Origin of the sequence: Fictibacillus solisalsi (assembly GCF_900103485.1) — a bacterium.
Taxonomy (GTDB): domain Bacteria; phylum Bacillota; class Bacilli; order Bacillales; family Fictibacillaceae; genus Fictibacillus_C; species Fictibacillus_C solisalsi.
In genome coordinates this window covers 3,023,983-3,037,680 of the sequence record NZ_FNHW01000001.1, presented here as the reverse complement: position 1 = coordinate 3,037,680, position 13,698 = coordinate 3,023,983, and the positions used below count along the sequence as shown (strand labels likewise).

The following is a 13,698-nucleotide window of genomic DNA, read 5'->3' as shown; positions in this document are numbered from 1 at the left end:
GGGTTTGGTGAGTAATTGAAGGAAAATGGTGAGCCAGACAAAAAAATCAGTGAGTCATCCGCCTGAAACCGTGAGCATTGCCGTTGTTCTGATGCTTCTGCTCTGTCTCTGGAGGCCTCATGCAAAGGTTTTCGTTTTAATTGGTTTGGGTAGTGTCTCTTCGAGGTGGTTTGTACGGAAAAAAGCCGCATATTCTCTCCCGCCCAAGGGATAATATGGAAGTATTTGTACTATTTGAGACAGTATTCAAAAAAAGGAGAGTGCTTATGAAGAGAACAGTTGCTGATCTGTTGGTCGAGTCATTGAGAAGTGCCGGTATTGAACGAATTTACGGAATTGTGGGAGATTCACTGAACGCTGTGCTGGACTCCATCCGCCGTTCCGGAAAAATTGAATGGATTTCAGTTCGCCATGAGGAAGTTGCTGCCTTTGCAGCCGGATCCGATGCCATGTTAAGCAACAGTATTGCGGTATGTGCAGGGAGCAGCGGTCCGGGGAACCTGCATCTGATCAACGGGCTTTATGATTGCCACCGCAACCGGATTCCGGTTCTTGCGATTGCGGCTCATATTCCGAGTAATGAGCTTGGCGGGCAATACTTCCAGCAAACCCGTCCGGAGCTTTTATTCCGGGATTGCAGCCATTATTGCGAGGTGCTGACACGTCCCGAACAAATGCCGCGCATGGTAACGATGGCCATGCAGCATGCGATTAGCCAGGAAGGAGTATCTGTCATCATCCTGCCAGGTGATGTTGCTGCTCTTCATGACGGGGAAATCGTTCCACCGCAGGTGATCCATGTGACCAAACCGGTTGTGCGTCCTACAGATGAGGAGCTTGAAAAGCTGGCAGGCTATTTAAATAAAGGGAAAAAAGTGACCATCCTTGCCGGTGCTGGTTGTGCAGGCGCCCACACAGAAGTTATGGCCCTCTGTGATGCGCTGAAATCTCCGATGGTTATCGCACTCAGAGGGAAGGAGCATTTGGAATACGATAATCCGTATTCGGTTGGTCTGACTGGGCTCATCGGGTATGCCTCAGGCTATCATGCCATGATGGAGTGCGACGTGCTGCTCATGCTCGGAACCGACTTTCCATACCGCCAGTTCTTCCCTGAAAAAGCAGATATTCTCCAGATCGACATCCGCGGGGAACACCTTGGACGAAGAGCTGCGCTCAGCTATGGTCTGGTTGGCGATGTAAAGCATACGATTGAGGCCCTGCTTCCGATGTTGAAGGTGAAGAAAGATACCGGCCATCTGGACAAGCATGTCAAAGACTATGCCAAGGTGCGTAAAGATCTTGATAAGATGGCAACCGGTAAAAAAGGCAAAGGGCCAATCCACCCTCAATACTTAACCAAGGTGGTTAGTGACTATGCTTCGGAAAACGCGATTTTTACATGTGATGTAGGAACGCCGACGTTATGGGCTGCCCGCTACCTTCAAATGAGTGAAGGACGCCGCCTGCTTGGTTCCTTCAACCATGGAACGATGGCCAATGCCTTGCCGCAAGCCATTGGCGCCCAAGTGTCAAGAAAAGATGCCCAGGTTATCTCCTTATCAGGAGACGGTGGACTGGCCATGCTCATGGGGGATCTTCTCACCCTAAAGGTTCATCAGTTGCCGGTCAAAGTGGTGGTCTTCAATAACACTTCATTAAGCTTTGTGGAATTGGAGATGAAGGCAGCCGGATATCTGGAGACCGGGACTTCACTTGGAGAATTCAATTATGCCTCAATCGCTGAAGGAATGGGCATTAAAGGCATTCGGGTAGAGGATCCAGGTGACTTGGAGGATGCGGTTAAACAATCGTTTAATCATAACGGTCCGGTGCTGCTGGATGTGGTTGTCAACCGCCAGGAGCTTGCCCTTCCGCCGAAAATCGAGTTCGAGCAGGCACACGGCTTTACACTGTGGATGCTCAAAACCGTGCTGAACGGTAAAGGAGACGAACTGATCGAGCTGGCAAAGACCAACCTGTTCAGATAAAAAGGTAAAGTGACATGCGAGGGAATCTCATGTCACTTTTTTACGTTTTGATGATCTCCTTTGCAACCAACTGACTTGCTTGCCAGTTTCGGGCATTCGATTTGGCGCAAAAAGAACCTCTGTTATACTATGAATAAAAAACCAAGAGGTTGGCGATGAAAAAAAGAATAGTTGTAACTATAGCCGTATTACTCGTTATTTTTCTTGTATTGTTCGGAATGTATAAGCTTATGAATGCCCGGAACTTTCAGGTGTTCGGTGGGCTGACAAGCCATGTAGAAACAAAGGAAAAGGTGGTCGCCGTGACCTTTGATGACGGACCAACGGAAAACGTGGATGCTCTTCTTTCTGTACTTAACAAATACCACGCAAAAGGAACATTTTTTCTGATCGGGAATGAGCTGGAGAAGAATGCAGCGGAAGGAAAGAAGCTGGTAAAAGCAGGTCATCAAATCGGCAACCATACCTATTCCCACAAACGGATGATCTTCAAATCACCTTCTTTTATCAAGCAAGAACTGAAAAAGACAAATGCGTTGATCCGTCAGACCGGCTATAAGGGAGAGATTGATCTTCGTCCGCCAAACGGAAAAAAACTGGTCGGATTGCCGTATTACGCGAATAAATTTCATATGGAAACCATCACCTGGAGCCTCGAGCCGGATACCTATTACACCTCAGTGGAAGACAAGATTCATTATGTTGTGAAAAATGCGAAGCCCGGTTCCATCATCCTTTTCCATCCGATGTATGATAAAACGGGGAATGAACTAAAGTCGGTGGAAAAAACGCTCGATGCTATGAGTAAAAAGGGGTACCGATTTGTCACGGTGAATGAACTGCAGAAGATGAAATGATAAAAACAGCACAAACTCAGAAAGTTTGTGCTGTTTATTTTAATGGAAAAGAATTGTTTTCACCTGGTTCGGCTGTACCACTGTTTCAAAACGGTTGTTTTGCACCTCGTTGTCTTCCAGCGGCTGCTCATTTAAATTAGCCAATTGAACACGGTCAAGTGGGTGCCGGGCATGGAAGGAGGCAGTAAGCTCTTGATGAGCCCCGTTGTAAAACCGGAGTACGTAGCGGTCTTCTTTCTCTGCTTTTTTCAAGGTGCTCATTATGGCTCCTGGCTGTTCTTCTTCCAAAAAGCTATAGCTGATGGGTGTCTTGACTTGTGAATCATTCAATTTCATGGCATTGAACGGAATTTTGTTATAAAACTGAACCGGTGTTAAATATTCCTTCGCCACCCGTGCTACATTTGCTTTTAGCGTAGATTCAGGATGAATGACAAGTGCCAAATCGAGCTGGACTTTGCCGAGCAGCTGTGAATCAGGTGTCGGAAGTTTAATGCCTGAAGGGCGCCCCGGCCGTCTCAACATGTTTTCCTTACCCAGCACACCAACACTTCTAAACAGGGTTATAGCAATGGTATCGTATTGATTACCGACAATTTCAAATTCCCTGGAGCTGTTTGTCAGAACACTCACGCCATGTTCTTCATTGGAAAGTCCGGCAAAACTGAGCATCGGATAGATAGAATCCGGCCGTTCATCCCAGTCCTCTTGTTGCCAGATATCCATCGCAGGGTCCACTACATCACGTTTAATGGTCCCAAACTGATTATCGGAAACCGAAAAGGAGGAAGCGATTCCTGTTGGAACCAATGCCCGCAACCGATGGTCTTTTGCATGGTTATCAATATCAAATACTACTTCGATGACAGGCTTATGGCGAGGGACTGTCAGGGTTATGTGAACATCTACCGAACTGTTAACCTTTTGTACTTTTCGCTCGTTTAAATCTTCTGGAACTGGCAAGCTGTACTGGATGCTGATAACCGAATTAAATTGGTTTTGTTTGATTTCAATATCGGCTTGTACATCTTTGCTGTAAATTCGTTTTTCATCCGGAAGTGGAGAGAAATCATACTCATCCCCGTCATCTCCCCCATCTTCCAGCAAGAATACATTTTCAAAGTTTTTCTTTAACCTTTTATCAAAGATATTCAGTGTTCCGTTGGAATTTACGGTAATCATATAATCGTCTGTTTCAACGTTGTCTGTTCTTGATGAAGCGATCCTCAATTCCTGATCATCTTCCTCAACAAAATAGGTTTTATAGCCGAGAGCGGGAATTCTGTCTTTTAGCTGCACAGTATATTTAATAAAAGGATCATAGTTCCCGTAATGAACAATTTGCCTGTCGATCAGGCCAGGGTCCATGATTTCACGGTCGAGTACTTCAAAATCAACAGGAGAGGAGTTCTCATCCGTAAGCGTAAACGACTTCAGCTTGGTAATAACCGTTGTTGTCAGAACTTCTTCACGTTCATAGGGAAGAAGATTAAAAGCACAAAGCCGGTCATTTTCCCGCTTTGTATCCATGGCATCCGTAATTCTGCGTTTGTAAAAATGAATAAGCTGGTCAACTCGCTCTTCAGCCAGGAAGAAGCGGTTGTATATTTCCTGATGAACTTTGTCTGAACAGCAGCAGCCGATGCTGTCATGCGCATGGTTTTTCATGATTTCCTTCCAGATCGGTTCAAGCAGACCGTGGTGATAGTCAAAGCCAAGACTGTAAGCGAGTGATGCGAGCGGCTCCAGAATGTTGGTTATTTTATTTTCAATCCGCGTGTTGGCTGCTTTAATGTCCATGCGAGTGGAATAAATACTGCGATGGACACGGGAATATTTGCCGTCAAGAAATTCTCCCTTTAACGTTGGCAGGTGATGATTTTTTTCAAGTTCTGCAAAAATGTTTTCATAGCGGCTTAAAAAGAATTCCCGGTCAGGGTACAAGTTTTGCAGCTTTTCAATAATGGAAAAGATATTTTTTTGAATCGGCATCTGATCATGGCCGTTTGGAAGAATGACGTTTTCGGTGGTAGCTCCCCGGTCAAGGACCGCAAAATACTTATCCATGCGCTCCTGAAGCTTCTCTTCGTCCTCCGGCAGGTACTTGCCGATGGCATACCCCAATGGAAAGAGCTGCACAAGCACTCTTGAGCCTTCGTCGCCTTCCCAGTAAAATTCTGTTTTATCCGTACCATGCCGCTCGGAGGTGCCACGCCAGAAAATAGAGTATTTAATATCAAATCCATTTAGGATTTGGGGCACTTGTGACGATTGACCGAATGAATCGGGCAGGTAGCCAATTTTCATTGGACTGCCAAACTCTTCACAATCTTTCAGCCCGTATAGCAGGTTTCTGACGATGGACTCTCCGCCAACGACCATCTCATCGGTTTGTGTATACCATGGACCAATAATAAGTTTTCCGGATTGAACAAGCTTCCTTACCCTTTCTTTGTTTTCAGGCTTAATGGCAAAGTAGTCTTCAAGGATGGCCGTTTGCCCATCAAGGACGTAATACGGATAGTCCGGATGGTTCTCGAGCATTTCCATGATTTCTTCCATGTTGTTCACAAGCAATATGCGTGATTCTTCTGTGGAAAAATACCACTCTCTATCCCAATGCATATGGGGAACGATATGAACCTTTTTCATGATGTCCTCCAATTTTTCTGTAATCCCGCAATTATGCGGCGGTTTTGGTTATCTGTTCTTTTTTGTTTTTTCGCTGGCGTGTGGCAATGAGCAGGAACATCGAGATGGCAGCGCCGATAAGTGCGGCACCAAACCAGATTCCGGCTGCGGCAAGTAATGGCTGCCCTTTAAGGAGAGCTAGAGAGAAAATTCCTGCACCTGGTACATTTAATCCGATGTGAAAATAGGAGACAATAGCTCCCGTCACAGCCGACCCTGCAATGAGGGAAGGAATGACCCTCAGTGGATCATTGATCATGAAAGGAATAGCGCCTTCCGTAATACCTGCCAATCCCAATAGCCAGGTTTGCTTTCCGATTTCCTGTTCTGCTTTTGTAAAATATTTTTTTCCAATGATCGTGGCTCCGGTGACTGAAAAAGCAGAAACCATTTTGACCGAAGCGAAGGCAGCATAAGGCACAATATTTCCACTGGCCATGGCACCAATACAGAAGGTGTAGGCCGCTTTGTTCACAGGTCCGCCGAGATCGAAGGAAACCATGGCCCCGATGATCGCCCCCATGATTAAAGCGTTGGTTCCGGACATGCCTTTCAGCCATTCGATCAGTCCTTCATTCAAAAAAGCAAGAGGCTTTCCGATGAGAAACAGCATAATGGAGCCGACGACAAGTGTGCCGACGACCGGGTACAGCCAAAAGCTGATGAATCCGGCAAAGGTTCCTTTTGGTTTTACCTTTCGCTTCAAAAACTTAAGGAAATAACCGGCGAGCAGTCCGCCAAGCATGCCGCCAAGGAATCCACTGCCAATCAGATTAGCTGCTACACCTGCTGCAAAACCAGGTCCCAATGCGGGTTTGTCTGCGATCGAATAGGCCATGTAGGCTGCTAAAATCGGTACCATCAATGTGCCAAGCAACGTTCCGCCAAGCTGGCGCAAGAGCCATAGCCACGAGCCCTCCTGGTTGTAAAGATCCTGCATGTGAAATGCCTGGGAGAACAGGACGGCAGCCGCCAGGGTCATTCCACCGGCTACAATAACAGGAATGATATAGGAAATTCCCGTTAAGATGGAATCTTTAATTTCTATTTTGAAGCTTTTTGAATCGCTTTCATTTTCTTGTGTGAGAATCGCGGTAAATTCTTTTTTGCTGCTTTTTTCGGATTTTTCAAGTGCCTCGTTTACAATCCTTTTCGCATTTTTTAAGGGTGCAGCTACAGAAGTTTTCACTTTTGGAAGATGGGCATAGCGCTCTTCATCTTTAACGGCCACATCTGTTGCAAAGATGACGGCATCTGCTTCCCGCAGCTGGGTATTCGTATGTCGGCCATCAATGCCATTTGCCCCTTGTTTCTCCACTATGACCTCCACACCGAGTTCTTTGCCTGCTTTAATAAGGGCTTCGGCTGACATGTAGGTGTGTGCGATGCCGGCGGGGCAGGCTGTTACGGCCAACACAGTTTTAGTGTTTTGCGGCGCTTTTTCAGTACGAATTGTTTCTTCTGTATCCTCATGCTTATCAAGGTTTTGAAAAAGCTCATTGCTGTCTTTGGAATCGATCAGCGAGTTTTTGAATGATTCGTCCGATAACCGTGTTACCAGCTCTGCCAGCAGAGAGAGGTGGGTGGACCCTGATTCATTTTCGGGTATGGCCAATAAGAAAATAATTTCCACTTGATTGGATGGATCAATGCTCTCCCAGGAATCCAGGGGCTTGTCTAATGTAAGGACCGCAAAGGCGGCTTCCTTTACAGCAGTGGATTTTCCATGTGGAATCGCCAGCCCGCCTTCAAATCCGGTAGGTGATAAGCTCTCCCTTTGTATGACTGCCTGGTAAAAAGCTTCTTTTGAATGAAGTTTTCCTTGTTGGTCCAACTGATCAATCATGTATTTAATGACTTCTTCCTTTGACGTAAAAGACTTATGGGTACCGATTAAACTCGGGGATGTAAGCCTTTGCAGCAGCATGCTGAAACCTCCCTTTCGCTAGGTTTTCTTAATGTGCATTCATCCTAGCACAAAAAAAATAAGAAGATGTTTTCTTCTTATTTTTACACTCTCTTCATTTTAAATAGCGCTTTCATGTGTAATTATACACACTGACAGGGCTGGACTTTAACCTACTTTTTACTAGAAGACCAGTAAGTTTCTGACAGTGCCCTGAGGACAATCATTAGTGGTGTCCGGTCGGTAATGTTATAGCCATTGTACTCTTCGCGTGGTGCATAGCAGTACAATTGAAGGTCGGCCATGCGTTCAAGGGAGTTATGGCTGAAGTGCGTCAGCGAGATGATTTTTATTCTTCTTTTCTTGGCAAGGGTCGTCATCTCCAGCACAAGAGGTGTCTCACCCGAAAGACTGATGACAAATAAAACATCATCAGCGTTCATCCGTTCAATTTCGTGAACCGTTTCATGACGGTGTAGTTCAAAGTCGGCTGCCTTTTCGGTGACCTTTAAATTTTTTGCCATCATTTCGCAAAAAGGAGCTGTATCTCCCACACCAAATAAAAGAACATGATTGGCTTCCCTTAGCCATCTGACCACTTGGGACAGCTTGTCAGCATCAATTAATTCCATTGTTTTCATGACGTTTTTGTAGGGGCCCTCTTGATCAATGTTGTTTTGCAGTTCCTCTTTTAGATTATTCTTTAACTGGGAATAGCCGTCATACCCCAACTTTTTTGAAAGACGTGTAATCGTGTTGGGAACGGTAAATAGAGCAGAGGCCAGTGCTTGAATGGATAACTTCACTGCCTCCTGCTTGTTGTTGAGGATGTATTCAATAATTTGATCATCTGTGTCGTTCAGCTTGTATTCATATTGATGGGCCCGTTCCTCGAACCGCATAAGCATTCACCTGCCGTCCAGCTGATATTCTTAATATCTCATTATATCAAAAATACATGCGGTCTTCGTACAGGTGACACCACTATTATAGCGCCTTCTTAAACGCATTCCTTGGCAGCAGCCGTGCTTTTTCCAACCGGGAACGAACGGTAATGCCGATCCAGCTGGCGAGGAATGCTTTGATCAGCCCGACTACGATAAACGGATAGGCTCCAGCGGCCAGTGCTTTGGCCCAGCTGAGATCGACTGCAAATTTGAGCTGGATGACTCCGAATAAAAGCGTGATGACCATGCCGGCAGTGTTGGCCAGCATGGCGTTTGTAAGAGTAAAAGATGTTTTTTCAAGGATAAGTCCGGTAATCAATGCAGCAAAGATAAAACCAATGATGTAGCCTCCTGTTGGTCCGATTATGACGCTTAAGCCGCTTTTTGCTTCGGCAAAAACTGGTACTCCTGCAGCCCCGACGGCCATATAGCCGATCATGGCCAGTGCACCAAAACGGCTTCCCAAAATGGTAGCGGTGATTCCAACCGCCAGCGTTTGTCCGCTGATCGGCACAAGCGGAAGCGGGATTTCAATTTGCGCCAAAATGGCTGTCATTGCCACAAACAAGGCACAAATGATGGTCGTTCGCAGACGTGTGGATTGGTCCATAGCGTGTCTTCCCTTCTTAATTAATGTTAACCTTATATAATTAAAGGTTAACATTATAAGGGTAAATTGATAAGCAAAATTTTTTATTTACAAGTCATCTCTTTTTAAATCTCATTCCAGATATTTGAAATCTTTGATGCATTGAATACGATCTGTGTGTTGTAATCGGTACTTTCCTTACTCTGTTATTGTTTTAAACAAGTGTTTAATGGAAATAAACGAAAAGAATTGAAAGCGATTTCTTCCTTTTCTCGTTTCTGAGAGGTATGCTGAAGGTATGGGAACAGAGAGGGGATGAGTGAGCTGGAAATGAAAGATTTGAAAGACACGATGCTTGGTGCGCTGGGTATTGAGATTATTGAACTTTCCGATGAGAAGGCAGTCGCGACCATGCCGGTCCACTCGGCGACACACCAGCCGTTTGGACTGCTGCATGGCGGAGCATCCGTAGCGTTAGCGGAAACCATTGCAAGCATTGGAACCTATCACTTTATTGATGAAAACACCGAGATGGCCGTAGGAATGGAGATCAATGCCAACCACCTTCGCGGCAAAAAGGACGGATTGGTAACTGCTACTGCAACACCGCTACATAAAGGAAGAACCTCTATGGTCTGGGACATTAAAATTACCGATGAAGGCGGGAAATTGGTGTGCGTGTCCCGCTGCACCATGGCCATCATGAAAAAGAAATAAGAAAAAGGCCTGTAGAGGGCCTTTTTTTGTGTTTTTAGAAGGGTGTTGATATGGGATTCGGACGAGCTTTTTGGGTTTGCGGGCAGGTTTGTCGAATTCATTGCACAATAAAACAAGAGGAGCCTGTCCTCTTGTTTTTTACTGTTTATGAGAGCGCCAGCCGGCTGTATGAACCTTCCAAATGCAACTCCATAGCCTGAATGGCTTGCTGAACATCTTTGTTTTTTAAAGCAGTAATAACTTGGCGATGTTCTTCTGTTCCTTCTTTAACATCAACCTGGCCCTTTGGATGGTATAGGCGGGAATTATGAAGATGAATATTAAGTCCCTTCCAGGCTTGCAAAAGATAAGGGTTACCTGCGATTTCAAATAAATAAATATGAAACTTTTCATCTGCATCAATAAAGGGACGAAATTGTGCATAGACAGGCAAATCAGGAGTGGCAATCTGGCTTTCTTCTAAAATGTTTTCCAACTGAAGGATAGCTTCCTCTGTTATGTGTCCCACTGCTAAATCCATAGCTTTTAATTCCAGGATTTTTCGTGTTTCGTATAATTGTTTAAATGCTTTTTGATCAAGAAGAGGAGTCACAATATATCCCCGGTATGGCGTGAAGTTTACCAGACCTTCAGCATAGAGACTGGATAAAGCCTCACGAACCGGAACAATGCTGCAGCTTAATTCTCCTGCAATTTGATTGATTGTTACCTTTTCACCAGGTTTTAATCGTTGATCCAGAATTTCACCTTTAATGTATTCACGTATTTGGCTTACGACCGATTGTTTCTCCAATTGCATAACCATATCATTTCCTCCTTAGGGTTAAATCGTTGATGAAAGATAGAAGATTCTATGACTCTATTTAATTTTATCAAAATTTTCTAAAAATATATTGTGCAATCTCCTATTGTGTATTAGGATAGATCGTATAATGATATATTATTATACGATCTATAATCTGTCATTATTTTTATTACATACAACAAGACTCACTGGGACACCTTAATAAATTTGTTGCATTAAAAAGAAAGCGTTTACAAAAAGGAGGCTAATGATGAACACAGATTTTAGAAATGTCATGATGCAGCCCAATGACAATGTCTCTACAGCTCTTACAGATATTCCCTTGGGCAGCTTGGTAAGCGTGAGGTGTAATCAACAAACGCTTGAAGTAACAGCAAAAGACACCATCGAATTCGGGCACAAGTTTGCCGTCGTCCGCATTACAGAGGGGAGCGATGTGGTCAAATACGGCGAAGTAATTGGTGTAGCCGTGAAAACCATTGAGGCAGGCGAACATGTTCATATTCACAATGTGGATGGAAAAAGAGGAAGGGGAGATATAACACATGGAAAAGAATCTGCTTTGGGGATATAGGCGACCAGACGGAAGAATCGGCATCCGAAATCATGTGCTGATTTTACCGACCATTGTTTGTGCTACGCAAGCCGCCAGGAATGTAACAGAACTTGTTCAGGGCACAGTGTCGTTTATACACCAGCATGGATGCGCGCAGGTTGGGGTTGATTATGATCAAACTTTCCGCACCTATGTGGGAATGGGGACCAATCCCAATGTGTATGGAGTTATTGTGATGGGACTTGGTTGTGAAACTCACCAGGGAAGAAGTGTCGCTGATGAAATTGCCAAGTGCGGAAAGCCTGTGGAACTTGTATCGATTCAGGACCATGGGGGAACTCTTGCTGCAACAGCAGAAGCGGCCAAGATTGCAGCACAAATGGTTCAAGATGCTTCTGCTCTCGTAAAGGAACCGTTTGACATGGGTGAATTAATTGTCGCTACTGAATGTGGAGGTTCTGATGCCTGTTCCGGACTCTCTGCCAACCCTGCCGTAGGCTATGTGAGTGACAGGATTGTTGATCGGGGCGGCACAGCCATTTTAGCAGAAACAACAGAATTGATTGGCGCAGAGCATCTGTTGGCGGAACGTGCGGTAAATGACCGGGTGGCGCAAAAGGTATACCAGGTCATTGAAGCAATGGAGAGCCGTGCGATACACATGGGTGTCGACATCCGAACTGGAAACCCGAGTCCTGGTAACCGGAAAGGCGGATTGACTACGCTTGAGGAGAAGTCATTGGGAGCCGCAGCGAAAGCGGGAACGCGGCCATTACAAGAGTTAATCGATTACGCGGAACGTCCGTCTGAAAAAGGGCTTGTTTGGATGGATACGCCTGGCCATGACATTGAGCAGTTAACGGGAATGGTAGCGGGCGGTGCTCAAATCGTTTTATTTACAAGCGGACGAGGTACACCAACGGGCTCACCCATCGCCCCGGTAATTAAAATCGCGACCAATACATCCATGTTTGAAAAAATGAGAGAAAACATGGATGTAAATGCAGGTGCGATTATCGAGGGAACGGAAAATCTGGAGTCAGTTGGCGAGCGTATTCTAAATGAAATTGAACGAACTGCCAATGGGAAACTAACTAAATCAGAAATTTTAAAACAGCATGATTTTGGTATCTGGCGGATTGGCCCCACATTTTAAATAACCGTTTGTAAGTGTTCACTACTGATAATCGGAAGAGAAATGAGGAGGTAAAGCTGTGAATATTAAACAATCGATTGAAAAAGTCCCTGGTGGACTTATGGTCATTCCTTTACTCGCCGGTGCTTTAATTAACACAATCGATCAATTGCATATCCCTTTCATCATGAACTTCCTAAAAGATATTGGTGTAGCTGCGACAGAAGATGGGAATTATGAGCTTTTACGAATCGGTGGCTTTTCCCAGGCACTTTTTAAAGATGGTGCACTCACTCTGTGTGCTCTGTTTCTGTTTTGTGCCGGAAGTCAGATGAATTTGAGGGTTGGTGGCAGGGCACTAAAAAAAGGAGTACTGTTGACCTCCTCGAAATATGCAACAGGCGTTATTATCGGAGTGCTTTGGGGTTTACTATCAGATCCGGTGCACGGCTTTTTGGGCTTATCCACCATGGCCATTATCGCCGCTATGACCAATGGTAACGGTGGAATGTTTGCTGCTCTCACCGGACAATATGGCAACCGGTCGGATGTAGGAGCGACTGCCGTTCTATCCTTGAATGATGGCCCTTTTTTCACACTGATGGCGCTGGGAATGATGGGGGCGAATTTCCCGTTCATCGCTTTTATTGCCGTGCTGTTGCCGATTTTAATTGGTATGCTTCTGGGAAACCTGGACAAAGAGATTCGTTCGTTTTTGGCAGCAGGTGAATATCTGGTTATTCCGTTTTTCGCATTTGCTCTGGGAACAGGCATGAATTTATCCAACTTCTTTAACCCCGAAGTGGTAGGGGCCGGCCTAGTATTGGCCTTAATGACGATCATTTTTACTGGTGGAATGGGGGCGCTTGTATTCAAGTTGTTCCGGGAAAAAAGCAAAATTGCTCCTTGGGCGGAAGCCTCCACAGCTGGTAATGCCGCAGCTACACCTGCTGCTATCGCTGCAGCTGCAACAGTGGCCAGCGGATCGGGTTTGATGACCGCATCCCAAGCACAGGTATATCAGGACCTAGTGGCTGTCGCAACTGCCCAAATATCGATATCCACGATCACAACAGCCCTGCTTTGCCCAGTTGCCGTGATTTTAGTAAACAATTATCAAACGAAAAGAGGCATCAATGGCAAAGTAGAGTTTTATGGTAAAACCGGTGACAGAAACGGGGAAAAAGAAATTGCAGCAGGAGATGTACCGGTTTCCTGATTCATAAAAGGCCTGTTCAGGGCCTTTTTTCTTTTTAATAAAAATTTTCTAATTTCGCGTATAGGACAAGTTTGGTCCCGGGGACAATGAAGGTAAAGGAGGACGATGCTGATGAACACATTTGAAGTCATCTCGTTAATGCTCAGCTTTGGAATGTTTGTAATCGCTGTTCTCGACTTTCACAATCACGACAAAAACTCCTGATCCAGACCCAGAAAATGATCCGCACCGAAAAGGGCCCTAAAAGCGGGCCTTTTTTTGTGATCCATTTAGAGGTTTGTTTTT

12 protein-coding genes are annotated in these 13,698 nt (G+C 45.2%); 7 read left to right on the top strand and 5 right to left on the bottom strand.

Annotated features, from left to right (window positions below):
- Positions 1-266 precede the first annotated feature (266 nt).
- Positions 267-1,991: a ubiquinone-dependent pyruvate dehydrogenase gene (gene poxB, locus BLT53_RS15370; protein ID WP_090236032.1), complete on the top strand. Its 1,725-nt coding sequence runs from the start codon at positions 267-269 to the stop codon at positions 1,989-1,991.
- A gap of 155 nt (positions 1,992-2,146) precedes the next feature.
- Entirely contained in the window at positions 2,147-2,848 is a 702-nt protein-coding gene (locus BLT53_RS15365; protein WP_090236030.1) for a polysaccharide deacetylase family protein, read from the top strand.
- A gap of 39 nt (positions 2,849-2,887) precedes the next feature.
- On the opposite strand, the gene mngB is transcribed toward BLT53_RS15365, so the two are convergent.
- From mngB to BLT53_RS15345, 4 genes are all read right to left on the bottom strand, one after another.
- Positions 2,888-5,500 (bottom strand): mannosylglycerate hydrolase, encoded by a 2,613-nt coding sequence (gene mngB / locus BLT53_RS15360; protein ID WP_090236029.1) that lies wholly within the window; start codon positions 5,498-5,500, stop codon positions 2,888-2,890.
- Positions 5,501-5,531: 31 nt separating this feature from the next.
- Positions 5,532-7,466 (bottom strand): PTS 2-O-a-mannosyl-D-glycerate transporter subunit IIABC, encoded by a 1,935-nt coding sequence (gene mngA / locus BLT53_RS15355; protein WP_090236027.1) that lies wholly within the window; start codon positions 7,464-7,466, stop codon positions 5,532-5,534.
- Positions 7,467-7,618: 152 nt separating this feature from the next.
- Positions 7,619-8,347, bottom strand: a complete 729-nt coding sequence (locus BLT53_RS15350; RefSeq protein WP_090236025.1) for a MurR/RpiR family transcriptional regulator — start codon at positions 8,345-8,347, stop codon at positions 7,619-7,621.
- Positions 8,348-8,432: 85 nt separating this feature from the next.
- Positions 8,433-9,002 carry a biotin transporter BioY gene (locus BLT53_RS15345; RefSeq protein ID WP_090236024.1) on the bottom strand — a complete coding sequence of 190 codons (570 nt, stop codon included), beginning with the start codon at positions 9,000-9,002 and terminating at the stop codon, positions 8,433-8,435.
- A 294-nt stretch (positions 9,003-9,296) separates the two neighbouring features.
- On the opposite strand from BLT53_RS15345, the gene BLT53_RS15340 reads away from it, so the two are divergent.
- A complete protein-coding gene (locus BLT53_RS15340; RefSeq protein WP_170834367.1) occupies positions 9,297-9,698 on the top strand; it encodes a hotdog fold thioesterase in 402 nt (133 codons plus the stop codon).
- 145 nt (positions 9,699-9,843) lie between these two features.
- Here BLT53_RS15340 and BLT53_RS15335 read toward each other — a convergent pair whose 3' ends face one another.
- Positions 9,844-10,503 (bottom strand): GntR family transcriptional regulator, encoded by a 660-nt coding sequence (locus BLT53_RS15335; RefSeq protein WP_090236022.1) that lies wholly within the window; start codon positions 10,501-10,503, stop codon positions 9,844-9,846.
- 250 nt (positions 10,504-10,753) lie between these two features.
- Here BLT53_RS15335 and BLT53_RS15330 point away from each other — a divergent pair, with 250 nt between their 5' ends.
- The 4 genes from BLT53_RS15330 to BLT53_RS25450 all read left to right on the top strand — a co-directional run bounded on the left by BLT53_RS15330 (position 10,754) and on the right by BLT53_RS25450 (position 13,617).
- Positions 10,754-11,077: a UxaA family hydrolase gene (locus BLT53_RS15330; RefSeq protein ID WP_090236021.1), complete on the top strand. Its 324-nt coding sequence runs from the start codon at positions 10,754-10,756 to the stop codon at positions 11,075-11,077.
- On the top strand, positions 11,049-12,215 hold the full coding sequence (locus BLT53_RS15325) for a UxaA family hydrolase (RefSeq protein WP_090236019.1): 1,167 nt from the start codon (positions 11,049-11,051) through the stop codon (positions 12,213-12,215). Before BLT53_RS15330 ends, BLT53_RS15325 begins: the two co-directional genes overlap by 29 nt.
- A gap of 58 nt (positions 12,216-12,273) precedes the next feature.
- Positions 12,274-13,413, top strand: a complete 1,140-nt coding sequence (locus BLT53_RS15320) for a 2-keto-3-deoxygluconate permease (RefSeq protein ID WP_090236018.1) — start codon at positions 12,274-12,276, stop codon at positions 13,411-13,413.
- Between the two features lie 111 nt (positions 13,414-13,524).
- Positions 13,525-13,617, top strand: coding sequence for a putative holin-like toxin (locus tag BLT53_RS25450; protein ID WP_240482436.1), 93 nt, complete (start codon positions 13,525-13,527; stop codon positions 13,615-13,617).
- Positions 13,618-13,698: the final 81 nt, after the last annotated feature.

What these genes read in the sequence shown, in the direction of transcription:
- poxB (WP_090236032.1), top strand. Translation starts at nt 267, where the DNA reads ATGAAGAGAACAGTTGCTGATCTGTTGGTCGAGTCATTGAGAAGTGCC.
- BLT53_RS15365 (WP_090236030.1), top strand. Translation starts at nt 2,147, where the DNA reads ATGAAAAAAAGAATAGTTGTAACTATAGCCGTATTACTCGTTATTTTT.
- mngB (WP_090236029.1), bottom strand. Translation starts at nt 5,500, where the DNA reads ATGAAAAAGGTTCATATCGTTCCCCATATGCATTGGGATAGAGAGTGG.
- mngA (WP_090236027.1), bottom strand. Translation starts at nt 7,466, where the DNA reads ATGCTGCTGCAAAGGCTTACATCCCCGAGTTTAATCGGTACCCATAAG.
- BLT53_RS15350 (WP_090236025.1), bottom strand. Translation starts at nt 8,347, where the DNA reads ATGCGGTTCGAGGAACGGGCCCATCAATATGAATACAAGCTGAACGAC.
- BLT53_RS15345 (WP_090236024.1), bottom strand. Translation starts at nt 9,002, where the DNA reads ATGGACCAATCCACACGTCTGCGAACGACCATCATTTGTGCCTTGTTT.
- BLT53_RS15340 (WP_170834367.1), top strand. Translation starts at nt 9,297, where the DNA reads ATGAGTGAGCTGGAAATGAAAGATTTGAAAGACACGATGCTTGGTGCG.
- BLT53_RS15335 (WP_090236022.1), bottom strand. Translation starts at nt 10,503, where the DNA reads ATGGTTATGCAATTGGAGAAACAATCGGTCGTAAGCCAAATACGTGAA.
- BLT53_RS15330 (WP_090236021.1), top strand. Translation starts at nt 10,754, where the DNA reads ATGAACACAGATTTTAGAAATGTCATGATGCAGCCCAATGACAATGTC.
- BLT53_RS15325 (WP_090236019.1), top strand. Translation starts at nt 11,049, where the DNA reads ATGGAAAAGAATCTGCTTTGGGGATATAGGCGACCAGACGGAAGAATC.
- BLT53_RS25450 (WP_240482436.1), top strand. Translation starts at nt 13,525, where the DNA reads ATGAACACATTTGAAGTCATCTCGTTAATGCTCAGCTTTGGAATGTTT.